Annotated in this window: 24 protein-coding genes; 5 read left to right on the top strand and 19 right to left on the bottom strand. The window is 53.4% G+C overall.

Translation table 11 applies throughout. The annotated features are described in order from the left end of the window. Positions 1 to 10 precede the first annotated feature (10 nt). The 4 genes from argC to G0Q06_RS09025 all read right to left on the bottom strand — a co-directional run bounded on the left by argC (position 11) and on the right by G0Q06_RS09025 (position 2,814). Positions 11 to 1,033: an N-acetyl-gamma-glutamyl-phosphate reductase gene (argC, locus tag G0Q06_RS09040; protein ID WP_163964728.1), complete on the bottom strand. Its 1,023-nt coding sequence runs from the start codon at positions 1,031 to 1,033 to the stop codon at positions 11 to 13. A 129-nt stretch (positions 1,034 to 1,162) separates the two neighbouring features. After that, the gene (gene rpsI, locus G0Q06_RS09035) at positions 1,163 to 1,564 is read right to left on the bottom strand and encodes a 30S ribosomal protein S9 (RefSeq protein WP_163964725.1); all 402 of its coding nucleotides are present in this window, start codon (positions 1,562 to 1,564) and stop codon (positions 1,163 to 1,165) included. A 20-nt stretch (positions 1,565 to 1,584) separates the two neighbouring features. Further along, positions 1,585 to 2,013 carry a 50S ribosomal protein L13 gene (rplM, locus tag G0Q06_RS09030; protein WP_163964722.1) on the bottom strand — a complete coding sequence of 143 codons (429 nt, stop codon included), beginning with the start codon at positions 2,011 to 2,013 and terminating at the stop codon, positions 1,585 to 1,587. Between the two features lie 120 nt (positions 2,014 to 2,133). Further along, positions 2,134 to 2,814 carry a TorF family putative porin gene (locus tag G0Q06_RS09025; protein WP_163964719.1) on the bottom strand — a complete coding sequence of 227 codons (681 nt, stop codon included), beginning with the start codon at positions 2,812 to 2,814 and terminating at the stop codon, positions 2,134 to 2,136. A gap of 218 nt (positions 2,815 to 3,032) precedes the next feature. On the opposite strand from G0Q06_RS09025, the gene tal reads away from it, so the two are divergent. Together tal and G0Q06_RS09015 are read left to right on the top strand one after the other, a co-directional pair. After that, entirely contained in the window at positions 3,033 to 4,025 is a 993-nt protein-coding gene (gene tal, locus G0Q06_RS09020; protein ID WP_163964716.1) for a transaldolase, read from the top strand. Then, positions 4,025 to 4,345, top strand: coding sequence for a Dabb family protein (locus tag G0Q06_RS09015; protein WP_163964713.1), 321 nt, complete (start codon positions 4,025 to 4,027; stop codon positions 4,343 to 4,345). Before tal ends, G0Q06_RS09015 begins: the two co-directional genes overlap by 1 nt. Here the strand turns inward: G0Q06_RS09015 and G0Q06_RS09010 are convergent. Genes G0Q06_RS09010 through G0Q06_RS09000 form a run of 3 tightly spaced genes read right to left on the bottom strand, consistent with a single transcriptional unit; the run spans position 4,342 to position 8,565 of the window. After that, a complete protein-coding gene (locus G0Q06_RS09010; protein ID WP_163964710.1) occupies positions 4,342 to 6,315 on the bottom strand; it encodes an alpha-1,4-glucan--maltose-1-phosphate maltosyltransferase in 1,974 nt (657 codons plus the stop codon). The two genes, G0Q06_RS09015 and G0Q06_RS09010, sit on opposite strands and share 4 nt — an antisense overlap. 25 nt (positions 6,316 to 6,340) lie before the next feature. Then, positions 6,341 to 7,543, bottom strand: coding sequence for a glycogen synthase (gene glgA, locus G0Q06_RS09005; RefSeq protein WP_163964708.1), 1,203 nt, complete (start codon positions 7,541 to 7,543; stop codon positions 6,341 to 6,343). Beyond that, entirely contained in the window at positions 7,540 to 8,565 is a 1,026-nt protein-coding gene (locus G0Q06_RS09000) for an exosortase/archaeosortase family protein (protein ID WP_163964705.1), read from the bottom strand. Before G0Q06_RS09000 ends, glgA begins: the two co-directional genes overlap by 4 nt. 141 nt (positions 8,566 to 8,706) lie before the next feature. On the opposite strand from G0Q06_RS09000, the gene rpsR reads away from it, so the two are divergent. Together rpsR and G0Q06_RS08990 are read left to right on the top strand one after the other, a co-directional pair. Next, a complete protein-coding gene (rpsR, locus tag G0Q06_RS08995) occupies positions 8,707 to 8,895 on the top strand; it encodes a 30S ribosomal protein S18 (protein ID WP_163965648.1) in 189 nt (62 codons plus the stop codon). A gap of 27 nt (positions 8,896 to 8,922) precedes the next feature. Next, entirely contained in the window at positions 8,923 to 9,966 is a 1,044-nt protein-coding gene (locus tag G0Q06_RS08990) for an L-threonylcarbamoyladenylate synthase (protein WP_163964703.1), read from the top strand. A 51-nt stretch (positions 9,967 to 10,017) separates the two neighbouring features. Here G0Q06_RS08990 and G0Q06_RS08985 read toward each other — a convergent pair whose 3' ends face one another. The 11 genes from G0Q06_RS08985 to G0Q06_RS08930 form a co-directional block, all read right to left on the bottom strand. Continuing rightward, a complete protein-coding gene (locus G0Q06_RS08985; protein ID WP_163964701.1) occupies positions 10,018 to 11,700 on the bottom strand; it encodes a secretin N-terminal domain-containing protein in 1,683 nt (560 codons plus the stop codon). A 55-nt stretch (positions 11,701 to 11,755) separates the two neighbouring features. Then, on the bottom strand, positions 11,756 to 12,271 hold the full coding sequence (locus G0Q06_RS08980) for a hypothetical protein (protein ID WP_163964698.1): 516 nt from the start codon (positions 12,269 to 12,271) through the stop codon (positions 11,756 to 11,758). After that, a complete protein-coding gene (locus G0Q06_RS08975; protein WP_163964695.1) occupies positions 12,264 to 12,848 on the bottom strand; it encodes a hypothetical protein in 585 nt (194 codons plus the stop codon). The genes G0Q06_RS08980 and G0Q06_RS08975 overlap by 8 nt, the downstream gene beginning before the upstream one ends. Continuing rightward, complete coding sequence (locus tag G0Q06_RS08970) at positions 12,845 to 13,498, bottom strand: hypothetical protein (protein ID WP_163964693.1); 654 nt, start codon at positions 13,496 to 13,498, stop codon at positions 12,845 to 12,847. Before G0Q06_RS08970 ends, G0Q06_RS08975 begins: the two co-directional genes overlap by 4 nt. Positions 13,499 to 13,501: 3 nt before the next feature. Further along, the gene (locus tag G0Q06_RS08965; RefSeq protein ID WP_163964690.1) at positions 13,502 to 14,527 is read right to left on the bottom strand and encodes a hypothetical protein; all 1,026 of its coding nucleotides are present in this window, start codon (positions 14,525 to 14,527) and stop codon (positions 13,502 to 13,504) included. Positions 14,528 to 15,069: 542 nt separating this feature from the next. Further along, complete coding sequence (locus tag G0Q06_RS08955) at positions 15,070 to 15,867, bottom strand: pseudouridine synthase (RefSeq protein ID WP_163964684.1); 798 nt, start codon at positions 15,865 to 15,867, stop codon at positions 15,070 to 15,072. Between the two features lie 88 nt (positions 15,868 to 15,955). Then, positions 15,956 to 16,207 carry a 30S ribosomal protein S20 gene (gene rpsT, locus G0Q06_RS08950; protein ID WP_163964682.1) on the bottom strand — a complete coding sequence of 84 codons (252 nt, stop codon included), beginning with the start codon at positions 16,205 to 16,207 and terminating at the stop codon, positions 15,956 to 15,958. 56 nt (positions 16,208 to 16,263) lie between these two features. After that, positions 16,264 to 16,935, bottom strand: a complete 672-nt coding sequence (locus tag G0Q06_RS08945) for a 3'-5' exonuclease (protein ID WP_163964679.1) — start codon at positions 16,933 to 16,935, stop codon at positions 16,264 to 16,266. After that, positions 16,935 to 18,887, bottom strand: coding sequence for a DUF294 nucleotidyltransferase-like domain-containing protein (locus tag G0Q06_RS08940; protein WP_163964676.1), 1,953 nt, complete (start codon positions 18,885 to 18,887; stop codon positions 16,935 to 16,937). The genes G0Q06_RS08945 and G0Q06_RS08940 overlap by 1 nt, the downstream gene beginning before the upstream one ends. Before the next feature lie 61 nt (positions 18,888 to 18,948). Continuing rightward, on the bottom strand, positions 18,949 to 19,857 hold the full coding sequence (locus G0Q06_RS08935) for a phosphatidylserine decarboxylase (RefSeq protein ID WP_163964661.1): 909 nt from the start codon (positions 19,855 to 19,857) through the stop codon (positions 18,949 to 18,951). 32 nt (positions 19,858 to 19,889) lie between these two features. Next, positions 19,890 to 20,513 carry a 3'-5' exonuclease gene (locus G0Q06_RS08930; RefSeq protein WP_163964658.1) on the bottom strand — a complete coding sequence of 208 codons (624 nt, stop codon included), beginning with the start codon at positions 20,511 to 20,513 and terminating at the stop codon, positions 19,890 to 19,892. Here G0Q06_RS08930 and argS point away from each other — a divergent pair. Next, positions 20,512 to 22,437 carry an arginine--tRNA ligase gene (gene argS / locus G0Q06_RS08925; RefSeq protein WP_238710455.1) on the top strand — a complete coding sequence of 642 codons (1,926 nt, stop codon included), beginning with the start codon at positions 20,512 to 20,514 and terminating at the stop codon, positions 22,435 to 22,437. The two genes, G0Q06_RS08930 and argS, sit on opposite strands and share 2 nt — an antisense overlap. Before the next feature lie 11 nt (positions 22,438 to 22,448). On the opposite strand, the gene G0Q06_RS08920 is transcribed toward argS, so the two are convergent. After that, positions 22,449 to 23,588 (bottom strand): M24 family metallopeptidase, encoded by a 1,140-nt coding sequence (locus tag G0Q06_RS08920; RefSeq protein ID WP_238710453.1) that lies wholly within the window; start codon positions 23,586 to 23,588, stop codon positions 22,449 to 22,451. Between the last annotated feature and the right edge of the window lie 25 nt (positions 23,589 to 23,613).

The raw sequence follows: 23,613 nt of genomic DNA, 5'->3' as shown, positions 1-23,613 counted from the left end.
TCCTCCAGAACTAAACCAGGCCCGCAAATTCCGGCCACCCCATGCGCAAATTCATAATTTGCACAGCTTGTCCACTTGCCCCCTTCATCAGGTTGTCGATGGCACTCGTGATGATCAGGTTACCGGTCCGCGAATCGACATATCCCGAGAAATCCGCCCTGTTTCGGCCCAGGACATCCCGCGTATCCGGAGCTGTCCCGCTTGGGAGAAGCCGGATTCCCTGCTTCTTCCCGTAGGCTTTCTCCCATGAGGCATAAATTTCATCAACAGCTCCTTCAAAGGGAGCCACAATCGTACTGGCAATCCCCCGCATCATGGGAACCAAGTGCGGTGTGAACTGGACCTGCACAGCCTGGCGGGCAGCCATACCAAGCTGCTCCTCAATCTCAGACAAGTGCCGGTGTTGTCCAAGCCCGTAGGCCAGTACGCTGTCCGTGCGCTCGCAGAAACTGTAGAAAACGCTCTCCTTCTTGCCTGCTCCAGAGACCCCGCTCAAGGCGTTGACGATGATTCCCTCCCCTGTCAGGAGTTTTTCCCTGACCAATGGTAGCAGGGGTAGAAGAATACTTGTGGGATAACAGCCGGGACAGGCGATTAAGTCGGCCTTTTTCCAGCCAGGCTGGGTAAACTCAGGCAAGACATACGGAACCTTCTGCAACCATTCAGCAACTGGATGCTTCTGGCCGTAATAGGTGGTGTAGGTTTCGTCCGAATTGAGGCGGAAATCCGCGCTCAGGTCGATAACCAGCCTGCCCGCCTCCACCAATGGCAGCGCATATTCGGCAGCTACCCCGTGCGGTAGCGCCAGAAACCAGATATCGACCTCTTCCTTGGCGAGAGCTTTCGGATTCGCCTTGGTAAACTCAAGATCCCCCGTGAGACCCGACAGCCGGCTCAGGATGGAGTCCACCCGTTTCCCAGCATGGGTTCGGGAGGCCACCACCGCCAATTTCGCTTTGGGGTGCCCCGCCAGCAACTCGACAAGGATTTCCCCCGAGTATCCGGAGGCTCCAATAATTCCTACTGTTTTCATGATTAAACAGGCTATGCCCTGAAATAATTAACTCGATAACGAAAAAGGGCCCTTTCCTTCGACGGCAGACGACTGCCGAGGAAGGAAAAGACCCTTTGCAAGGATACGTGTCCCCGATGACAGAACGTCTTAACGCTTGCTGAACTGGAAGCGTTTGCGCGCTCCGGGCTGTCCAGGCTTCTTACGCTCGCGACGTCGGGGATCCCGCTTTAAAAGTCCTGCTTTCTTGAGTGGCTGCCGCAGCTCACCATCAAACTTTTCCAATGCACGGGCTAAACCATGTGAGATCGCTTCCGCTTGGCCATTCGGGCCACCACCTTGCACCAAGGCAATCACGTCGAATTGACCCTTCTTGTCGACCGTCACCAAGGGCAACTCGGCCACACGGGCCAACGACTCGGAATAACAGTATGTCTCCATCTCCTTGCCATTCACCGTGAAGGAACCTGAACCGTTTGGAATCAGCCGAACCCGGGCAGATGCCCGCTTCCGCCGTCCTGTGGCCCGTAAAACCGTTGCTGCGTCACTCATATGTCTCTCGTTTGCTTAAATTAACCTTCGTAAGGAACTGGATTCTGAGCTTCGTGCGGATGCTCAGTTCCTGCATAAATCTTCAATTTCTTCATCTGGGCGCGAGCCAGCCGATTGCGGGGCAACATCCCCTTGACGGCATTCTCGATGATGAATTCTGGCTTCCGGTTACGGAATTCCTTCAGGCCGATGTACTTCTCGTTGCCGAAATAACCACTGTAGAACATGTACTTCTTCTGTTCTTCCTTGCGGCCAGTGACGGCCACCTTGGCGGCGTTCAGGACAACGACAAAATCGCCCGTATCCGTATGGGGAGTGTAAGTCGGGCGATGCCGACCACGTAGAATGTTTGCAATTTTTACTGCCAAGCGGCCGAGGACTTCGCCTTCGGCGTCGATCACGTACCACTTGGGTTCAATTTCACCTGTTTTGGCCAGATAGCTTTTCATTATCGGAAAAAAGGAAGGACCGTAGATTTAGGCCCACCCCTGTCAACTCAATTTGTCCAAAAAGAAAACCCCGATCCCACTGCTGCGGGACCGGGGCTCAAAAATCAGATCTAAATCAATTTAGAATCCGGCTGTGATGCTTGTCGCGAGGGTGAACTCGTTGTCGTCGCCACCGCTTTCGCCGATCGTGTCTTCAGAAGAAGCATACCAGTTCAGGCCAATGCTGAAACTGGCACTTTCCGTGAATGCGTAGTTGTAAGCAACACCGGCTCCGTAGTAGTTCCAGTCATCACCCAAGTCAGGATCAACCCAACCGAGGTAAGCGGACATATCCACGGATCCTTCTTCGCTCAGCTCAACTGAGTGGCCGATTGAACCTTCAAGCGTCAGGGCTTCCAGATCGAAATCATAGAAGACGTAGATCGCCGGGCTGAGGGTAGCTTCGAAGCTGAGACCAGCATATAGTTCAACTGTGTCTTCACCAACGCCGTCTTCCGGGTAAGTGTAGTAGGTGACACCGAAGTCGCCACTCACAGTTTCGTTGATGCCGAAGCCATAGCCAGCGTAGAAGTCGATTTCATTCGCAAATTCAGCATCGACCGGCAAAGCGGCCCACATGCCTGCGTAGAAATCGCCATAGCTCACGTCAACCGAAGGAGCGAAGTACTCTTCAGCAAGCTGAACGCCGCGGAAGATGTAATCCGATTCCCAGGCAACACCAGTGCTCACGGACAATTCCTGGGCACCAGCAATCGTTGCGCCTGCCACAGAGGCAGCGAGGATAGCAGTAATCTTTTTCATTTTCGTTTTCATGTTTTGTAGTTTTAGTTATTGGTTTATAACCAAAGCAAGAATGACAGCCAATAACCTAAATCTGTCAATCGTATAAATGAAGCCAATTGCGTTCCAATTTGTCCCAAAAAGTGATTTTTTTTCATTTTAATCACAACGCCGGCAAATTACCTCCTCTGGCGTGAACGGGGTTGTCAAAGTCCGGGGAATAGCCCAAGCTGGAAAGCATGAGTTCAGCAACAGGGGACCTTCCAATCATTGCGGATCAGTTATCGCAATTAAAGCAGTTCACAACCGTTGTGGCGGACACGGGAGACTTTGAGTCGATCGAATCCTATGCCCCACAGGATGCGACAACCAACCCGACCCTGATCTATAAGGCCGTGCAAATGGATGCCTATGCGCATCTTCTGGAGAAGGCAGCCACCCTGGCCGAAAAGGAAAACCGGCACGGAAGCGAACTGATAGACGATGTGATCGATCATTTACTGGTCCTGTTTGGCACGGAAATCCTCAAGATCATTCCCGGGCGGGTATCGACCGAAGTGGATGCCCGGCTTTCCTTCGACAAGGAAGGTACTATCAGGAAGGCACGCCACATCATCTCCCTCTACGAAGCGCAAGAGGTGAAAAAGGACCGCGTACTGATCAAGATTGCTTCCACATGGGAAGGACTCGAGGCAGCCAAGGTGTTGGAAAAAGAAGGCATTCATTGCAACCTGACACTCCTTTTCTCACTCATTCAGGCGATCACGGCAGCCCAGAACGGATGCACTCTGATCAGCCCTTTTGTGGGCCGCATTCTTGATTGGTATGTCGCACAAACCGGCGGCGAGTACGAGGCCCAGGATGATCCGGGAGTCCAATCAGTGACGCAGATTTACCATTACCTGAAGCACCACAACCACAAGACCGAGGTAATGGGGGCCAGTTTTCGCAATATCGGGCAAATACAAGCCCTTGCGGGATGTGATCTGCTAACAATCAGCCCGGATCTGCTGAAGAAGCTGCAAAATGATCATCGTCCGCTTGAGCGGCAACTGACTGTCGAACGAGCGAAGGTTGAGCCGATCCAGAAAATGGTAGTGGACGAAAAGACCTTTCGCTGGCACATGAATGCCGATCCCATGGCAACTGACAAACTGGCTGAAGGCATCCGGAAATTTGCTGCTGACACGGATAACCTGAGCGACTTGATTGAGCGGGAAGTCATTGATTAATGAGCGCAGAGAAAATGATCACGCACCTCGTATTTTTCAGAATGCTCCCGGAAGCCGAAGGTTCAACGGGAGAGGAAAACGCTGCCGAACTCGTTGAAATGCTCATGAAGCTACCGGGGAAAATTCCCGAGCTGGTCAAGTTGGAGGCCGGAAGGGACTTCAGCAGGACTCCTGCTTCTTTTGATGTTGGGCTACTGACCCAATTTGAGAACAAGGAAGACTTGGAGACTTACCGTATCCATCCAGAGCACCAAAAGGTGGTCAAATTTGTCCAGAAGACGACCTCAGAGCGGGCAGTGGTAGATTACGAAAGCCGCTAACCCAGGTTGATCTGGAAAATATGGGCAGGTGACTTGATCGGGTTGAGGCTGAAGAAGTTCCGTGATCCCCGCCACATATAGGCCGGCTGTGTCGGATCAAAGAGGTCTTTCACTTCAAATGCCTTGTCTGAGCCGATACCCATTTCAGACAGCGGCAGGTGGACATTCCCTTCTTGCTGCTTGTGCCAGTCGAAGTTGACGATCACCAGTAGCTGGTCCTTCCGGTCCGGAGTCTGCTTGATATAGGCCAGGATACTCGCATTGTCCGTGTCGACAAACCGGATATTCGCCGTGCGATGCATGGCTGGATGATCACGCCGGATGCCGTTTACGCGGGAAATGTCGTTCTTGAGATTCCCCGGCCGATCCCAATTCCAGTTTTTGAGTTCGTACTTTTCATTGTGATTGTACTCCTCTTTGCCGGGGAATGGCTCCTTCTCCATCAATTCAAAGGCGGGTCCATAAATGCCGATATTGGAGGATAAAGTCGCGGCAAGAATGTAGCGACCGAGAAAAGTTGCCCGATTCCCTTTCTGAAGATCCTCATGAAGAATATCCGGCGTATTTGGCCAGAAATTCGGCAAAAAGAATTCCTTCACTTCCGACTGGGTCAACTCTTCGACGTACTCCCTCACCTCCTGGGGAAAGTTGCGCCAGGTAAAGTACGTGTAGCCCTGTGTAAATCCTGCCTTGGCCAACCGGTATTTGCGCTTGGGTCGGGTAAAGGCCTCCGCGAGAAAGAGGACTTCGGGATGCGTGACCTTCAATTCCCCAATACACCAGCGCCAGAATTCCATCGGCTTGGTGTGCGGATTATCCACCCGGAAGATTTTCACCTCGGCCTCAATCCAGAAGTCAAAAATACTCTTCAGCTCGAGCCAGAGTGCCTTCCAATCCTCTGTTTCAAAGTCGAACGGCAGGATATCCTGATATTTCTTAGGGGGATTCTCGGCATACTGGACTGTTCCGTCCGGACGCCACTTGAACCACTGGGGATGCTCTTTTACATATGGGTGGTCGGGAGCACATTGGAAGGCAATGTCCAAGGCCACCTCCAGGCCATGTTTATCAGCCGCCTCGATCAGATCTTTGAAGTCCTCCATTGATCCAAGTTCAGGATGCAGGGATTTGTGTCCTCCCTGTGAGGAACCGATCGCCCATGGGCTGCCCACATCCTCCGGGGCCGCCTCAAGGGCATTGTTACGCCCCTTCCGGAACTTTTCCCCAATGGGATGAATCGGGGGGAAGTACACCACATCAAACCCCATACGGGCAATTTCCGGGAACCTGCTAATAGCATCTTTGAAGGTCCCGTGACGGCTGGCATCATTGGCGCACGAGCGGGGGAAAAATTCGTACCAGGTGCTGAAATAGGCTTTTTCCCGTTCAACAAGAAGGTGGGAAACGGTACCCTGTGTTTGCAGGCTTCGATCCGGGTAACGCCGAACAGTTTCGAAAAAGTCACCCTGTCTGGCGAGGTTCACTTTCTGCATCAGGTCGCGGGAGTGATCTCCAAGAAAACCTGCCCATCCCTTGAGCTGTTTGGCATCCTTACCTTTTGCCCGGGAGGCGGCCTCCGCTACCAATCGGGCCCCGATGTCGAGTTCCACTCCAATTTTCGAATCCCCGGCATCAGACTTCTTCACAAAGCCTACGTGCCAGTTGCGAAACTCATCTGCCCACCCGATCACACGGTATTCGTGCAATCCTATCTGCTCCGCCCGGAAGGTTCCCCCGAACTCATCATTACCAAGGTCCTGCATTGGAACTTCTTCCCAACGCTTTTGCCCGATTTTCCGATAAGCGAGAACCACATCAAGGTGGTCGTGCCCATCGGCAATGACGTGGGCCTCCACATGGAAGTCATCGCCCAATGGACGCTTGACGGGAAACATCCCGCCGCCGATTGACGGAGTGACATGATCAATGACGACCCTTGAGGGGCCGGGAAACTTGGAGACAGGTGTCATAAGGGTATTTGTTTGGAATTCCGGGTTATTTCACAAGTGAGGCGTAAAGCTCTGACGTCTCCTTGGCGATGGCAGCCCAACTGAAGGTATCGATGGCACGTTGCCGTCCGGCCTTGGCAAACGCCGCACGTCGCTCCGGGTTTGCCATGAGGCGATTAATCTGGGAAGCGATATCCTTGGAAAAATGCTCCGGCTCCAGCGGCGTAAAAGGTGATTCATGGATTTGGGCAACAGGAACAAGATAGCCTGTCTGGTCATGGACAACCACTTCGGGGATTCCTCCCACACTCGCCCCAACGACTGCTGTCTCGCAGGCCATTGCCTCCAGATTGATAATGCCAAACGGCTCGTAAATGGAGGGACAACAGAATACCTCCGCACCGGAGTAGAGCTGGATCACGGTTTTCTTGTCCACCATCTCATCTATCCAGAAAACACCGGACCGGTTCTTGCTGGCCTCCGCCACAGCTGTCTTCATCTCAGCGGCAATCTCGGGTGTGTCCGGGGCACCCGCACACAGAACAATCTGGAAATCAGGATTCATATGACGAATCGCATTTACCAGATAGATGATACCCTTTTGCCGGGTGATGCGCCCGACAAAAAGCACATAGGGCTGTTTGGGATCTATCCCGAACTTTTCAAGCGCCGCGGTCGGATCTACTTTCTGGTATTCATCCGGGTCAATACCGTTATAGATAATGTGAATCTTTTCGGGATCCACATGGAAGTGTTTCAGGACGTCAACGCGAGTTCCCTCAGAAACGGCGATGATCGCATCCGCCATTTCAATGGCCGTCCTCTCCACCCAGGAACTGAAATCATAACCACCACCAAGTTGCTCGCGCTTCCATGGACGGAGTGGTTCAAGTGAGTGAACAGTCAGGACAAGGGGAATCCCGTAATTCAACTTGGCCATGATGCCACCAAAGTGCGTATACCAAGTGTGGCAGTGGACCAGATCCGCATCAATCGCCCGGGTATTGAATCCAAGGTTTCTTTGAAGGGCTCCAAAAACGCTTCTCAGCCCTTTGGGACAAGTGAAGCCCGAATCGTCCAGGCCGGTCCCAAAGACTGACAATTTTGGGTCCTCGATATTCTGCGAACCGAAAGAGCGGACCTCAACCGGCATCAATTTACTGAGTTCCCGGCTCAGGTATTCCACGTGGACCCCCGCGCCACCATAGACGTTGGGGGGATACTCATTGGTCATTAAGAGTGGTTTCATAAGGTCTCTCCGGGTTTGAGTTCATATTCCAGCCGGATGCTGAATAATTTAACCAGTGCCAGCAGGCAAATAACCGTCAGGCCAAGAACGACCCAACCGGTAAAGTCATGCACATTCCCCAGGTCCTGGCCCCAGACAATAACATGCGTATCCAGTCCAGTGGGACCTTTTGCATACGCCCATGCAGTCAGGAATAGGCTCCGGAAGATGTTGTTGATAAAGGCGAACACCATGGCGGTCCCGACAAGGAACACCTTTTTCCATAATTTATCAAAATAGACCGATCCAAGGAAAGAGCCGGCGAAAAGACAGGCCGTGAGGGAACGAATCCCGGAGCAGGCATCCTCCACACCCACGTCTCCGAGAGGCAGCTTCAGGACACTGCCTTCGCGAACCACCGCATAACCAAGTAAATCGAAGGAGTGGTAGACGACGACCGCCACCTTGTTCATCAGGAAAGTGCTGATGGTCTTGTAGACCGCATTAAACATGGGGACCGACAACATCCAGATCAAGGCTGGGAAAAGGAACAGGAGAGCCAGATGCCAGCGCTCCTTGAGTGGATTTGGCGTCCCGTCGGCCTTTTTCCCGGAATAGAGAAATGCTCCCCCAAGAAGAATATTGGCAAAGCCGAAAGCCAGAAAATTGGAGGAAATCAGGTTTTGCCCCTCCATGGCACGATAGAGCGAGCCGGCAAAAAAGGAGACAAATCCCCCGGCAACCATCAGGACGGAAATCGTGATAAGGGCCTTCTCCAAAAGGCTGGAAAAGGTCGATGCAGGTCCGTCGCTGGAAGGATTGGAAGCAGCTTCCTGCGTGTCAGCATCTCCAATCAACCCCTTTGCCAGACGCGGCCAGCGCTCAAAGAGAACATAGGCCACAAAAAGCGGCACGATAAACCCGAAGGCATATTCATCCCGGAGTTTCCACCAGAAATACTGGTCCCAGATCAAAAAGAGGACGAGGCCAAGCAGCGCAAAGGCCGCCCATTGGGTCGGTTGGGGAAGTTGACGAAATCTCATATCGGGAAAATTCAGGGGGGACGTTGGCAAATGCCTTCTGCGAACTCAAGACCAATGGACCCTTCGAGCCCAGAGAAAAGGAATCTACGAAATGACTTTTTTCTTGCCATGCAAATTTTAAGCACCTTCTTTGTTCCGCTTATGACAACTGAGGAACAACGCCAGAAGAACCCGCTCGAACTCACGCATACCGACGTTGAGATCCTTACCCGCTACGTTACCGACACGGGTAAAATCCTTCCTCGCCGCATCACCGGCTTCACAGCTGTGCAGCAGCGACACCTTACCCGGGTAATCAAGCAGGCCAGGAATCTACTTCTCATGAAGTAACGCCGCCTGCGGTATCCCGCAGTCCTAGTGAGTAAATCCAGTTTTGAATTTTACAAGAAGGCTCCTCCTGACGGGGGAGCCTCTTCTTTTGTCTATCCGCCTAGCGAAGCAAATATCCGTTTTTTCGCAGAGGCCCTGCAGAATGGCTGCGTTGTTGGCCTTCCAACCGAGACTGTTTACGGCTTGGCGGCACTTGCGCTCGACGAGCAGGCATGCCACTCGATCTTTTCGATCAAGGGCCGCCCCTTGATGGACCCCCTGATCGTCCATGTGGCTGATCTGGAAATGGCCCGCAGCCTGGCCATTGTACCCGAGGATGGCCGTATCCTTGCCGAAGCATTCTGGCCGGGTCCCCTCACCCTTGTCCTTAAAAAGAGATCGATTGTGCCCGATCTGATTACCGCGGGAAAGGAAACCGTCGCCATCAGGATGCCACGGCATCCCGTCGCTAAAAAGCTCCTCCACCAGCTCAATGCGCCCTTGGCTGCGCCTAGTGCAAACCCCTTTGGCTACGTTTCCCCGACCCGGCCTGAGCACGTGACATCGGCATTTGGGGACAAGGTTCCTTTTGTCCTGGATGGGGGGCCGTGCGAGGTTGGGCTGGAATCCACCATCGTGGATCTGTCAAAGGGGAAGAATCCGGCCATCCTCAGGCCCGGAGCCGTAACCGCTGAGCAGATTTCAGATCACCTGCGCCTACCCGTCCAAACAAAGCTTTTGAACCTCGAAGAGACCGAGGCCGCCACCGCCCCGGGGACCATGCTCCGCCACTACAGCCCCAAAACCAAAATGATTGCCTTTGAACTGGGGTCTATTCCCAAAACTGCCAAAAACGAGGCGATAGCTTTCCTCCAAAGGCCCGGCACGCTCAATCCGTCACGGGAGCAGGCAACATTCTGGTTTTCCGAGGACGGAGACATGGAAATCGTGGCCCGGACCCTCTTCGATTTGCTCCGCAAGCTGGATGCAAAGGGCTTCGAAAGAATTTTCTGCGAACTGCCCCCCGCCAACGCCGACGGCCTTGTTTTGGCTATCCGCGATCGCTTGTCCCGTGCGGCATCGATAAAATAAAGCGGGCGGCTCCATTCAGAACCGCCCGCGCAAATTAGATTATCCGCTCAATTATTGAAAGCGGCGAGGATAGGATTCTTCCTCCTCAGCGACCGTGAGGTTCTCTTTGGAAGCATTCTTGACCGCATCCAGCATCTGGATCTTTTCCTGCAGCTTACGCTGGGCTTCAAGTTGCTCAACCTCATCGCGGGAGGCCTTTACCTTGTCCAGAAGCGCATCCTCTTCTTCGGATGGCTCATAGCCGGGAATGTCGCTGCTGGAAATCCCCATTTCATACAGGGTCTTCTTGGAGAAGACATCCTCGTACGTGGCTCCACTTGCACTCAAGATTTTGGCCGTGATGAAGATGATAAGGTTACGACGATTGATGTCCGTGCCCTTGCTGCTGAATAGACGCCCAAGGCCCGGGATTGAGCCAAGAATCGGCACCTTCGAATCCGTCAACTCTTCCGACTGCTCGATCAGCCCACCAATCGCCAGCGTGTATCCACTCTTGATGGTGACACTGCTGTCCGTCTTGCGGGTCGAAATAATCGGAATGAGCGCACCGGAAGCTCCACCAAAGGAAACCTCACCACTACGGCTGCTGATTTCCGGTTGAATATTCAGGTTGATGAATCCGGCACTGTTGATTTGCGGGATAACATTCAGGTTGATCCCGATATTCTTGTACTCGAATTGACTCACTTCAAACTGACCCACTTCGTCATTGTAGCGGTAACTCGGGATTGGATACTCCTCACCAATGTTAATCGTCGCCTTCTTGTTGTTCATGGTGACGATCGTTGGATTGGAAACCAGCTCGATATCAGAGTTTGCCTCAAGGGCACTCAGGACAACGCTGAAGGCGTCCGAGGATAAAACCGCGGTGTCTTGCCGGGTTGTCGTGGTGGGAATTCCGCTGCCGGATATCCTGTCATACTGACGACCCAGAATACCGTTCAGGCCCTGTTCCATCGAAACGCCCCAACCGACCAAAGATTGCCAGTCAACACCAAGGGAATCATTTTCACGACCTTGGATTTCGACAAACTTTGATTCGATCATTACTTGCTCGGTCGGACGGTCCAGGGTCTCAATGATTTCCTGGATGTCATTCATGCGACTCGGACGTTCAGTGATGACAAGCGCATTACTGCGAGTATCCACTTGAATCTTGCCCCCGGCGGCCGCATCGATGAGCGGCTCAACCGAACTGCGAATTTCGCCAGCATTGGCAAAGTCCACAATGAAAACGCGTGTGTCGACCGGCTCAACGGCGAGCTCGTCCTGACTCTTGATCTTGATGATGTTCCCATCAATGATGTAGGTGAAATTGAGCGGCTCGAGGACCACATCAAAAACCTGCTGCCAGGAAACGTCACGAAGCTTGATGCTGACACTGCCAGCCAAGCTGTCTGGAATGACCACATTCAGCTCATAGAGCTCTGCAACACTCCGGATGATGTCCCGGACATCCTCTTCTGGAAAGTCGACCGAGATGGTTTCGGCATCACTGGCAACAGCGGTGCCGACAGAGTCGCTTCCGGGAAGATCGAGGAAGACCTCCTCCTCCGGGACTTCGAAAGTTGGTTCGTCAGGTAGTTCCGGCAATTCGGATGCCTGCAGGGATTCTTGTTGGGCATCTGCCATCATGGCATCTGCCTGCGCGTCCACAGGATCGCCTGCGGTCTGCGCCGACACTGTCGTTACCAGCAAGGCTGATAATATCGCTATGGTTTGTAGACCTTTCATCGGTTTATCCTTTCTTGATTGTCTAGTTGGAATTTTGTTTGGCTTGAGATAAAGACTATTTACCAGATTGATTAACAGACTTCAGAAATGTTTTGTCCACGGTCGCATCGCCGACCTTGAGGGTGTATCCGCGAGCGGTGACTTTGACGATTTCCACCGTGTAAGTGGTTCCCCGGATCTCTGCGGGAAAGCTTTCGCCTTCTTCAATTGTCTCACCGTTTCCGAGCTTGAGAATTCCCCGGTTTCCGAAAATCATGCTTCCGTCCGGTTTGAAGCTGCGTGAAATAACATCCAAGGCAATCTCATCGGAAATCACTTCCGGGAGCACATCCTCCTCGATATCCACCGGGCCTTCTGACATCTCAGCCGCTAGATCCGCTTCGGCCTTCTTGCTGAATGGGGAACCCAGTCCTGTGAAATCGCCCGCTTCCTTGTCCATGTTACCAACGACACTCTGCATACCACTGATTAATTCAGTACGCTCCCCGACCGGAATAATCACCTGTCCAAGGGCGCCTGTGCTCAAGGCCATCAGGCAGGTAATAACGAAAATTGTATGTTTTTTATTCATGCTTTTCGGCAAGGACATAACAGCGCAGACGACCACCTAAATTGTCCTCATCCCCCTGTTCTCCGATTGAGGGGAAAAGACGAAGCATATCGAGGCGGACAATGTAATTCTGCCGGTTCAATACATCCATGAATCCAAGTAACTGATCCATTGATCCGGCAATCGTAAGATCGTAAGGAATCACCGAGAAATGCTTCATTTTCTCGAGGCCCATCGGAATCTCGGATCCGTCGGAGGCAACTCCCTGGGAAAACTGGTTCAGGGTCACCCCTGTCTCTTCCTCGAGGTCGTAGAAAAACTCGTAATTGATCGCCACGTTCTCGACTCTCATGAGGCGGCTTTCGATATCTTCGAGACCGGACTCGAGAGCAGCGATATCTTCCTCCAGGCCATTGGAACGCTCGGTGTTCGTGAGAATTTGTTCCCACTCCCGCTCAAGGTCCGAAAGCTCGGTCTCGTACTGCTCTAGTTTTGGTGCTCGCATGAAAAGAAGAACCAAAGCCAAGGGCGTAATCACCCCGCAGACAAAAATAACGGGATACTCAGAGAATTTTTTACTGATTACTGACAAATTCATGATTTGGAGCCCTTTTCCGGAGGAATCATCAACTCTAACGTAAAATCAAAGTATCCCTGCTCGTTATTCCGTCTGAATTGAACAAGGTCCATTTCGATTTGGCGGCCTTTCATACTGGGAAGCTTGTTGATTTCATCCTGGAAGTTGGAGAGGACTTGCGAAGGCGTCATGACCGAACCAGCAAGGATACGACCCTTAAGATCCACTGAAAAATAAGGGGCATTCGTCTCTCCATCCAAACCCTCGGCAGACTTCATCTGAATCTCGGAAAGGATGACCCGCTGGGGAAGAATGAGAGTGATTTCCTTAATGAACAGAGGGAATTCAAGTAGCTGCTGGTCGAAGGCAATGACCTCTTCCATGATAGAGGAGCTCTGCTTGAATCGCTTATTGGTATCCAGAATGCTTCGGTTGCTGGCTGTGTTATCCGCTACCTGCGATTGTAATTCACGCACCTGTGCTGTGAGGCTCTGCAGTGAATACTCCTTGATCACGTAGATCGTCACCACAAGCAGGGCGATGGATATGGCCACGAAATTAATAAGGAATCCAGTGCGGATAACCTTCGTGTCCGGCAATACACTGACTTCCCGGAAATCGGGACGCCACAATCGCTGTGAGACCTTCTTTTTATTGCTCCCAAGGGCCATCTCTTACCTTTCAAAATTCACGAACAAGCTGAATAAACCAAACTTCGAGGCATCAAAACTGGAGGCAGCACAATCATCCCCGAACGACACCCCGATACTCGAGGCCCAACCTTCCCAATCAATTTCCAACAGGCTGATATCCATTTCAGCCGCCACAACCTCCGGAATCCACGACAGGTTTTCCGGAAGGGAGGTCATGTAAATTTGTGGAATTGTCTGTCCAGTCTGGACCTCGTAAAATCCGGTCGAGGCATTCAATTCCTTCAATATCCGCCGCAAGAGCTTCGGACCGATTTCCCTGAAATCAAAGGTGTTGGAAAAGAAAAGATCCCGCGCAGAATCCTCGTCCTTTAGACCGAGTTCCTTCTGGATTACCGGCAGCACGCCGTTGAATCCGAAATTGACCGGCCGGCACAAGTCGACCTTGTCCTTGGAGAGAATAAAAAGATTGGCCGAGTTTTGTGTCATTTCAACCAGGAGAACCGGTTGCTCAATCTCCTTCACCGTGAGATAATTCTTCAGGCCAGCAAGACTCGACAAGGTACTGATCTGCAAGCTCTGCGGATAAACGCCACATTCCACAAGATTTTCCTGGAAGGCGCTGAATTCGCGTGAGTCCGCCCCACACAGAATTAACTCCTTCTGGGTGGCCAGTGACTTCTCCGGACTGAATGGCGCTCCGTTGACAGCGTTCAAGGCAACCATCCGGGACGAATTGGGATTGATCCGGAATTGCTGCTCCAGAACTTGGTTGAAGTAGCCCGGCTCCTTGGCACGGGTCATCGACTCGATTGTATGAAGTCGGAAAAACCGGCTCTCGGGAACGATCCCGCAATGGGAGTTGAAGAAGCGGTTGCGACGACCAACGGAAGCCTTCTCAAGCAGATCCTTCAACTTTCCGGGTTCATGCCGGGGGATCTCCAGAATGGAATCAACAGTGAAGGGAGGAGCAAGTCCCGATACGGCAGCCACATGATATGAGAACCCATTGACTTCAACGAAAAGACCTTTCGCTTTTTTCGATAACATCTAATGCAACTTGGTAGATTAAATAAGACATCGGAGAGGAAAGAGCCCCTCGCCTATGGAGTATTTAGATAAGTTCCGCTCATTAGATTACAAGTTTAAAAAAGAAGGTCGTGCGGGTTGAATGCCCAAGATAATGCCGATGCTAACCGCATCACGTAGTGAAAAGGCTCTTACAGGTGAACCATTCTGGATTGGCCCAACTAATACCTGTTATGATTCGTTGTAATACAAATATGGGGGCTTCCATCTACTGGCAAGACTGGGGGATTGTGGAGCAGTCTCCGTCACCCCCTGCCTGGGCAAATAAAAAAGCCACGACAGAATCCTGCCGTGGCTGTTGAAAATTACCGGTGTGTTTGAGGCATTAACCCCATGTCCGCTTCTTATGGCGATTCGAGCGCGAGCGCTTCTTGCGCTTGTGCTGTGAAATTTTGCGGCGACGTTTCTTTCTGAGATTTCCCATAGCTTAAATGAATAAAGCGGAGGACACTTTTTGTTTTCAGGCTACAAGTAAAGCCTTTTCTTGAAAAAAGCCCCTTTGACTAGTGAGAATATTTTTGAAGCTGTTTCACAAGGCCCTGCCAACGGGGCGGAGCGGGCATGGAAATCGTTAAATTCTCACTGATGGTCAGCTCCTTGAGATAATAGGCTGGGCCATCGTAGAGGGGTCGCTCGTCCTGATCCCGGCGAAAATGATAGTCCCGTTTGATACGCGAGAGCATGATAGGGTTGCTTTTAGCGTAGATTCTGTCCCCGAGGACGGGTAATCCAGACTCCAGGGCATGCAAGAGCACCTGGTGACGCCGTGGAAAGCGGGTTTGTGCGGAACAAAGGGTGTAGGATCCCACGCTGTCGACCATCGAAAAAGTGGTGTGGGTAATTTTCCCCGTGGTGTGGGAAACCAGCATTCTTGGAAGGCGCCCATGTCTGGAAAGGGGCAAATCGCACTCCAACTTATCCTCGCTGGGTGTGGACTGCGTGATAAATTCGTAGGTGAAGGAAAATGCACCGGATCCAAACTGGTTCTTCAGTTCCTCAGCCGCCTCACGCGATCTCGTCAGGAGGACTGGACCTGCGCACTCGGCATCGATGTCTGTCACTGCCCAGAGCCCCGATGGACTGATGCCCATTTTTACCAGCTCCGGCTTTCCCTGGGCCGCCTGGTAACGGATCGCCTCAATGAGGATTGGAAGGCGTGGATACCAGGCATCCTGCTGCAGGAGAATGCCGGGCAACTTAGCCAGAATCAGCATCTCCCCGTCATCATGAAGGACGGGAAGCCGGATGGGATCAACGCCAAGAAGCGGCGCTGGAAACCCTAGATGCGGCTGTTTACTCATCGGATTTGAAAAAGTGTTGCGAAGCGGGAAAAAAGAAACCCTCCGACCATTAGACCGGAGGGCACGAAAAGATAAAAATCAAGCAAGATTAATGCAGGCTTTTAGAATGGAGGCCATTCTTGGCAAGTTTGGCCTTTTCCGTGTTTGCCTTGTTTTTGTGCAGGACACCGGCCTTGACAGCCTTATCAAGGGCAGAGGCGTAAGCGCTTTTGTCTTCAGCGGAAGCTTCGCCCAAAGCCTTCTTACGAAGAGTCTTGAGGCGGCTCTTAACGGCCAGATTGCGCTCGGTGCGACGGGAAATCCGACGGACGTCTTTCTTGGATGATTGTAGATTAGCCATGATTGATTGCTTTAAAGAAACGGCAGAAAGTAGGTGAGCCCACTCCCCTGTCAAGGCTATTTGCCTTCCTTTTCCGGAATTGGCTCATCGGCGTGCCAGGCGCGCAGATCATGGAGATTCCATTGTCCATACTTGGCGGCCTCCTTCAAGATGCGCAGAAGAATCTGGGCTGTCAGAAAGCCGTCTCCCAGCGCTGTATGGCGGTCATGAGGGACAATATTGAAGTGGTCGCACAAGGCATCCAGGGAGTAGCCCCGGGGCTCTCCCAAGGAGGCAAATCCGCCTATCTCACTGACGGCCAGAAATGCTTCCATGGTGTCGATGACGACATTCTGTAGTTTGATGGCAAAGTGCTTTTCGAGGGCAAAATTGATCAGGGTGACATCGTGCTGGATATGATGCCCGACGATGATCCCATCTCCCAGCCAATCAAGAAAGGCTCTCAATGCCACCGGTGCCTCGACCCCATCCGAGGCCTCCTCACGGGTGATTCCGTGGACCGTGACGGAAGAGGTGTTGTAGGCTATGGGCAGAATGACGGAAAACTGGTCCCACAGACAGATTTCCCCGTTTTGCAGCCCTACCCCAGCCAGACTGATGATCGCATCCCGCTTGGGATCGAGGCCCGTGCTTTCCGAATCAATGCAGGCAAAGCGAAAGTTCTCCCAGTTTGCCTCAAGGGACAACTTGAGCTGGTTGATCTGCCTGTAGTGCTCAATTTCGGGCATTATCCACGCCAGTTAAGACTAAAGTGCTGCGCCGTCGCTTCCAACGTCGAATAGATGGTCCGGAAGGAAGTGATCAAGAGGGTGCGGGTTTCCGCATCAAGGGCGGACGGATGAATAACAGCCCCGTCCGTCCCGGTACGAAGCCCTTGTGAAATCCGTGCGTATTGAGCGACCAGAAACGCCCCCGAGGCCTCCTGATAAAGGTTGCCCAAAGGCGTGTCTCGTCCTGCCCGGTCCGCTGCCTTTTCAAAGCGTTTGTAGGTGGCTGTCGGCTTGCGCAATCCTGCTTCAAGGGACAAAACCCGGCCGACATCGACCAAGGGAAGAAGCGCGTGGAATTTAATCGCCAACTCGTCCCGGCGGGTCCCTTCCTTGTCGACAACATAACCCTTGAAGATGGTACGGGGAGGCTGATTCATCAATGAGTCACTCGCCATGTGACGGATAAAATCCGGATATTTGAGCAATTCCTGGTCAATATGCTTGCTCAAGGATTCAGCCAGCGGGCAATGTGTCTCCCGGAGTGGATAAAAATCAAAGGCGTCCCGGGCGCTGTAAACATGGTTACTCACCGGATTGGCAATAAGGGCCGAAAAACGGGCTTTCATAGCCTGCAGGGGCAGGCACCAGTCCGGATTCTGGGCGAGTATATTCTGCGGACTTTCAAGAAATCCACATTGACGCAAAGCATCCGCTGCCCGGTGCGCCAGCTCACGAAAATATGTCTGGTAGGGTTCCTCTTCGCCTGCAGGAGGATCGGCATAGACGAGGGCATGGTAGACAGCTGAACGGATCAACAGCTCATCCCGACCGCCACTGCCCATCATTAGCCAGGCAAAGTCTGAAGGGGCTGCCCCCCAGCCCTCTTTTTCCATGGCGGAGACAACCAGCTCAACAACCCGTGAATTCAACTTTCGGTTCAGGACCCCGACCATCTCCATGAGCCACTTGAGGGAGTGACGGCTGTCGAGAAATTCGAGAATCAGGGATTCCAGACGGTCGCGCAGGGATCTCAGGGAAAACAGATCTGGAGCAGAACTGATTGCTTCACCGACCACTGTTGGAAAACGCCCGTATTGGAGAAAGAGATTCCGCTCGGATACAAGCCCGAGGGCCCGGGAGTGGGCTGTTCCGTCTTCGGTCACAACAAGGAAATTCTTGCCGTATCGAGTCAGCTTAACCAGCAAGTCACCGGTGTTTTCGGTCGGGGAAGCGGTGATCAGGTCCGTAAACATGAGGTCGCGAACCGGGGCAAAGGGCTGGACCGATCCGTCCAGGAGGCGGTCACGCAAATCAGCATCGGTCAATTTCCCAATCGGCCGGTGGTCTTCATCGACGACCAGGACGCACTCCACTCTCTTGGATTGGAGTTTCAGGGCCACTTCGCGAATGGGGGTATCCGCCATGACGGTGACGAGCGCCTGCCGTGCACCGGATTGCGGGGGTCCAACTTCCTCCAAGCCTCCCCGGCGAAGGGTAATCGGGCCTTGGTCTGAATCGTCGTGATGTGGGTTGCGGCTCCAGACATAGGCCGGATTCAGACTGAAGTAGGCCGCCAGATATCGCCGCGCCTTCCCTGACTTCTGGGCTTCCTCGACAAATTTTTCCCGCGGGAGGCCGTAGAGGATCGTTTCCGTTTCAGTCTTGCAGGTATGAACGTAGGGTTCTTCCGAACGGATGCCCTGCAGCCCCAGAAGGTCACCCGGGCCGCGCAGGTCAATCAGTTGTTCAGTCTCCCCCTCCTCGTCGATTACGCGGATATTCCCCTGCTGGATCACATAAATCCACTGGTCCCGGGGCTGGCCCTGGGAAAAGACAATCTCCCCGTCTTCATGAAACTTGACCTTGCTTTTCCCGGCAAGCTCGCGGAGGGCTTCGACTTCAAGAAACTCAAAGGGCGGGTAGTCCTTCAGGAAGTCGGCGATACGGACAGAGATCGAGGAACCTTTCATCTGTGGGCAACAAAGGGGAGTTGATTGAAATGCAACCGCAGAGCCGCGCGACGGCAAGCCATTAGCGGGAAAAAATCCCCATTTTATCGCCACATCGGGCATACAGCTCAATGCCCTTGGCTGAACAAGTGATCAAATCATCGCTGAGTATGACCTTCCCCGGCTCAAACAGCGTGATAACGGAGGAACCGCCAAACTCAAACCAGCCCTTTGGTTCCCCCTTTGTCACTTTGCCATCCGGAGGCAGGGGTCGATGCTGGATTGAGCCCACATTGGTTGCCCCCACCTCGATAAAACAGACTTCGCCGATCGAGTCCGTCTTGATGCGGGTCAGGTAGCGCAAGTTCTCCCAGAGATAGGCAAGCCGTTGGCGCAGGGCAATTGGACTGACCGAATACAGGCGCTGGCCAAGCCAGTTGGCGGACTCAACAGTCCCGCTGGCGGGATAATGGAAGTGGTGATAATCAACCGGACACAACCGACTGAGGACCAGACTCCCTCCACTGAACCGGCGGATCAATTCCGCATCACCACCAAGCAGTTTGCCAAGATCCCATGACTGGCCTTTCACGAATACCCGTTCCTCGGATCCCAGTTCCTGAAATCCCAGATGCCGGGCATCGGCCGGGAATACAACGGAATCCGGGTCGGCATCCACCGGGCGGGCCTCCGGATGCAGTTCCCGGCAGAAAAAGGCGTTGAAAGATTCATAGGCATCAAGAGGTCGACTGAACTCAGCCTCATTGAGCCCGTATCTCTTGACAAAGGGGCGGACTTTTTTGGCGGAGGCCGGACGCTTCATATACCAGCCGAAAAGCCGTGAAATGAATGGCCGCGAAAACAGGCAGGCGGCGCCAGCTCTTCCAACAGAGGTCTCGTAGACAAGCCGAAGCGAAGATTCACCGTAAACGGCCTCCTGCAGCTCTTGGCCGGTATATCGGTCGAAAATTTCTATGGGCTCACCACGCATATGGATAAGAGGAAGCAGCCATGGCCGGGGAGTCAAAAGAGTTCTTGCTGGGCGTCGGCCTGATCGCTCAATTCAAGGAGCCAAGGGATTGAAATGCGACCCCGGAGGGAATCCTCGGATTCAAGGCGTAATAAAAGAAGTGCGGAGGCAAGGGCATCATAAAGAGCGCAGTGGGCTGATTGACGGCCTTCGGGACAGCGCTCAAGCGACAGCTCTTCAAGTGAAGCGCGCAAATTGAAAGCATCGACGAGTTCCCCAAGGCCGTAGGATTCGAGACCCCGGTAGAGTACCCGGTAAATGCTCAGTGTATCAATCCACGGGCCCCATTCCTGGGCGGTCTCGTTGTTGCCACGCCAATCTGGAACAGCGGGAGGAACGGCCCAGGTCTTTTTCAGGAAACTGTTTTCCGCGTGCCGGTTGTGCGCCGCAAAAACCCCTTCCCGCCGAAAGGCCGTGAATTGCTCGTAGGCGTCCGAGAATGGCTGCTTTGACCGGGTTGTCTGTTCACTGATTCCGTGGACCTCGCGATCCCTCTCGGAAATGCTTCCCGTCGGCTTGCAGAGGGCCGTGTGCGTCTCACGGATTTCACCGTTCTCGAGAATCACCACACCAAATTCAACCACACCGCTGGAGGGACTTCCTTCAAAATCCATCATGCAAACGGGAGCTCTCTTCCAATCAACCAAAGCCATTCAGGAGAAGACGATGCAGCAAAGCCTCCCTTTTGGGCAAGTCCGCAGGCGCAAACTCGTCGAAATTTACTGCGTTATCCACTTGCCCCGAAAATGGGGATACACTTTCGTGAATCGGGTAATGGAAATACTCTTCAATCCTGCGGACCTCATTGATCGCGCCATGCGGAAGGCGGCCCTCGAAGCCGGGCTCTCCGCGGAATCCTTTGATCCGGTTGTCCGGCCCGCTGATCCGCGCTTCGGGGATTACCAAGTCAACGGCGTACTCCCTTATGCAAAAAAAGCGGGCAAGAACCCGCGTGAGGTGGCGACCGCTCTGCTTGAATCAGCGGTAGCCGGTAATCTGCTGGATCCCGCGTTGATGGAATGGAGTATCGCGGGCCCTGGGTTCATCAATTTCACGCTCACTCCCCGCTTCTCCCTTCAGTGGCTTCATCGCTTCGTCTCCGAAGATGACCTGAAGTCGGGTGCCGGCTCACGGCTCAAGGACCGTGTCATGGTGGTCGATTACAGTTCGCCCAACACAGCCAAGGAAATGCATGTCGGCCATATCCGCTCGACGGTGATCGGGGAATGCCTCAGTCGCCTGCTTTCATTTGCCGGGGCCACAGTCACACGGGACAACCATATCGGGGATTGGGGAACCCAGTTTGGAATGCTCATCTGGGCCATCAAGCGCAAGGGCTATGACCTCGAATCAGCGGACCCGGACACCGCTGTCGCGGAACTGGAAGCGCTATACAAGGAAGGCCATGCCGCCTACAAGGAATCGACGGAACAGGCCACTGAGATCAGGGAAGAACTTGTCAAGCTGCAGAACGGGGATGCTGAGAACACGCGTATCTGGAATTCCATTACCGAGGTGAGTTGGAAATCCTTCGATCACATCTACAGCCAGCTGGGCATCAAGTTCGATGTGGTTCTCGGGGAAAGTTTCTACCGCGACAAGGTGGATAGAATTTACGAGGAGCTAGAAAAAACCGGACTCTCCGAGGAAAGTGATGGCGCAATTGTCGTCTTCCACCCTGAACACAAGCGCTTCGCCAAACAGCCCTTCCTGATCAGGAAAAGCGACGGGGCCAGCAACTACGCCACCACCGACCTCGCTTCAGTCCTTTACCGGGTTGAGGAAATGAAGGCAGACGGGATGCTTTATGTCGTCGACTCCCGTCAGGCTGACCACTTTCAACAGCTGTTTCTAACCGTTGAGAAGTGGTTCAAGACAGCTGGCCGGGTTATCCCGCAGATGGAGCATGTCTCCTTTGGCAGTGTACTCGGGGAAAACGGCAAGCCCATCAAGACAAAGGAAGGGGGCTCGGTCAAACTGAAGGAACTGCTCGCGGAAGCCGTTAGTCGCTCGGCCGCAATTGTGCGGGAAAAGAACCCGGATCTTTCCGCGGAGGAAATCGCGGAGGTGGCACGCGTGGTCGGGTTGGGGGCAATTCGCTACGCCGACCTGTCCCAAAATCGCACCAGCGACTACCTGTTCTCATGGGAAAAAATGCTTGGCTTCGAAGGCAACACGGCCCCCTATCTCCTTTACGCAGTGGCTCGCATACACAGCATTTTCCGGAAAGCAGGTATCGAGGAATCCGCTACATTTGAAAGTGCCACGGATTTCCAGACAAACGAGGAACGGGCCCTATCGCGCAAGCTCCTCGCTTTCCCGAGCACCATTGACCTGGTCTTGGCGGATCTCCGCCCCCACATCCTCTGCACCTATCTCTTCGAGTTGGCGGGCGTATTCAGCTCATTCTACAATGCCAACAAGGTCATTGTGGAGGAAGAGGATGTCCGGGCACGCCGCCTTTTACTCTGCGCGCGGACCCTGACCATCATGGAGACGGGTCTTCACCTCCTCGGCCTCGAAACACTCCAGCGGATGTAGTCCGTCGGGTCCTAGCGGATCTGCCAACGGTACGGATGGCTGGAAAGCATCTCCGGCTTCCCGGTCGTCACCCGAATCACATCCTCCACGCGCACGCCGCCCAGACCGGGGTAATACAGTCCGGGTTCGACGGTAATCACCTGTCCCTTGCGGAGTCGTGATCCACTCGGGTTGACACGGGGAGGTTCGTGCACGGCAAGCCCGAGGCCATGCCCAAGGCCATGGATAAACCCGACCGGTACACCATTGTCCCGGCGTGTCGTATAGCCCTTCTCGTTGAAAAACTTGACCACGTCCTTATAGATCCGTGAGGCCGACTTGCCACTCCGGTGTTCCGCAAGGGAGTTTTGTTCTGCCTCAAAGACCGTATTGTACAAGGCCTTCTGCGCCTCGGTTGCCCTCCCCTTCAGGTAGGTGCGGGTCATGTCACCGTGGTATCCGCTTTTCGCTACACGCGGAAAGATATCAACGATGATCAACTCATTGGCCCGCAAAGGACCCGTGCCGCGGCAATGTGGATCGCAGGCTTGGTCTCCTCCGGCGACAATCGTATTGGCCGCCACTGCTCCGCGCTTGAGACAGGCCACCGCGATAGCCTCTTGAACCTGTTCCGACGTCAGGCGCCGCCCTCCGTGGTACAGATATCCCTTCCGGATTTCAGATTCCCGGAGAATCTTTTCAACCACCCTAAATCCAGCTGAAGAGGCCATGTTGCCCTCCCTGATGAGCTTGGCTTCCTCGTCGCTTTTCAGTTCCCGCTCAGGGAAGAGCGCGCCCTCCTCAATATCAAATTTCAAGCCAGCCTCTTTTAACTTGAAGGCAAGGCCACACGGAAAGTCAGCGGCCACACGGAAGCGGCGAATCCGGAATTTCTTTGCCAGGTGCAGAATTAATCCCGCCGGGTAACCGTGCTTGCGATCGGATTCCCTGGCCAATTCCTCGAGCGAAAGGACTTCATCAAACCGGCTCTCCGCGCGAACCCGGCCAAATTCAAGCTGGCTGACCACTGCCACCCGCTTACCTTCGCACGAGAATGCGATGAATGGATCGGGGACAAAGACCTCCCCGAAATACAACATGTCGGCACTCGACTCTGAATCGGCGTACAGGAGGACTTCACTTGCGGGCTTGGTTCGCTTGCTCTTCATCATTTTAAAATTGAGATGCCCCGCATCA

Origin of the sequence: Oceanipulchritudo coccoides, assembly GCF_010500615.1 — a bacterium.
Taxonomy (GTDB): Bacteria; Verrucomicrobiota; Verrucomicrobiia; order Opitutales; family Oceanipulchritudinaceae; genus Oceanipulchritudo; species Oceanipulchritudo coccoides.
This window is presented reverse-complemented; position numbering and strand designations above follow the sequence as displayed.

What these genes read in the sequence shown, in the direction of transcription:
- G0Q06_RS09010 (WP_163964710.1), bottom strand. Translation starts at nt 6,315, where the DNA reads ATGACACCTGTCTCCAAGTTTCCCGGCCCCTCAAGGGTCGTCATTGAT.
- G0Q06_RS08965 (WP_163964690.1), bottom strand. Translation starts at nt 14,527, where the DNA reads ATGTTATCGAAAAAAGCGAAAGGTCTTTTCGTTGAAGTCAATGGGTTC.
- G0Q06_RS08940 (WP_163964676.1), bottom strand. Translation starts at nt 18,887, where the DNA reads ATGAAAGGTTCCTCGATCTCTGTCCGTATCGCCGACTTCCTGAAGGAC.
- G0Q06_RS08920 (WP_238710453.1), bottom strand. Translation starts at nt 23,588, where the DNA reads ATGATGAAGAGCAAGCGAACCAAGCCCGCAAGTGAAGTCCTCCTGTAC.
- rpsI (WP_163964725.1), bottom strand. Translation starts at nt 1,564, where the DNA reads ATGAGTGACGCAGCAACGGTTTTACGGGCCACAGGACGGCGGAAGCGG.
- G0Q06_RS08985 (WP_163964701.1), bottom strand. Translation starts at nt 11,700, where the DNA reads ATGAAAGGTCTACAAACCATAGCGATATTATCAGCCTTGCTGGTAACG.
- G0Q06_RS08945 (WP_163964679.1), bottom strand. Translation starts at nt 16,935, where the DNA reads ATGCCCGAAATTGAGCACTACAGGCAGATCAACCAGCTCAAGTTGTCC.
- G0Q06_RS09015 (WP_163964713.1), top strand. Translation starts at nt 4,025, where the DNA reads ATGAGCGCAGAGAAAATGATCACGCACCTCGTATTTTTCAGAATGCTC.
- G0Q06_RS08955 (WP_163964684.1), bottom strand. Translation starts at nt 15,867, where the DNA reads ATGAGTAAACAGCCGCATCTAGGGTTTCCAGCGCCGCTTCTTGGCGTT.
- rpsT (WP_163964682.1), bottom strand. Translation starts at nt 16,207, where the DNA reads ATGGCTAATCTACAATCATCCAAGAAAGACGTCCGTCGGATTTCCCGT.
- G0Q06_RS09025 (WP_163964719.1), bottom strand. Translation starts at nt 2,814, where the DNA reads ATGAAAAAGATTACTGCTATCCTCGCTGCCTCTGTGGCAGGCGCAACG.
- argS (WP_238710455.1), top strand. Translation starts at nt 20,512, where the DNA reads ATGCAAACGGGAGCTCTCTTCCAATCAACCAAAGCCATTCAGGAGAAG.
- G0Q06_RS08970 (WP_163964693.1), bottom strand. Translation starts at nt 13,498, where the DNA reads ATGGCCCTTGGGAGCAATAAAAAGAAGGTCTCACAGCGATTGTGGCGT.
- rpsR (WP_163965648.1), top strand. Translation starts at nt 8,707, where the DNA reads ATGACAACTGAGGAACAACGCCAGAAGAACCCGCTCGAACTCACGCAT.
- argC (WP_163964728.1), bottom strand. Translation starts at nt 1,033, where the DNA reads ATGAAAACAGTAGGAATTATTGGAGCCTCCGGATACTCGGGGGAAATC.
- G0Q06_RS09000 (WP_163964705.1), bottom strand. Translation starts at nt 8,565, where the DNA reads ATGAGATTTCGTCAACTTCCCCAACCGACCCAATGGGCGGCCTTTGCG.
- tal (WP_163964716.1), top strand. Translation starts at nt 3,033, where the DNA reads ATGAGTTCAGCAACAGGGGACCTTCCAATCATTGCGGATCAGTTATCG.
- G0Q06_RS08980 (WP_163964698.1), bottom strand. Translation starts at nt 12,271, where the DNA reads ATGAATAAAAAACATACAATTTTCGTTATTACCTGCCTGATGGCCTTG.
- G0Q06_RS08935 (WP_163964661.1), bottom strand. Translation starts at nt 19,857, where the DNA reads ATGCGTGGTGAGCCCATAGAAATTTTCGACCGATATACCGGCCAAGAG.
- rplM (WP_163964722.1), bottom strand. Translation starts at nt 2,013, where the DNA reads ATGAAAAGCTATCTGGCCAAAACAGGTGAAATTGAACCCAAGTGGTAC.
- glgA (WP_163964708.1), bottom strand. Translation starts at nt 7,543, where the DNA reads ATGAAACCACTCTTAATGACCAATGAGTATCCCCCCAACGTCTATGGT.
- G0Q06_RS08975 (WP_163964695.1), bottom strand. Translation starts at nt 12,848, where the DNA reads ATGAATTTGTCAGTAATCAGTAAAAAATTCTCTGAGTATCCCGTTATT.
- G0Q06_RS08930 (WP_163964658.1), bottom strand. Translation starts at nt 20,513, where the DNA reads ATGATGGATTTTGAAGGAAGTCCCTCCAGCGGTGTGGTTGAATTTGGT.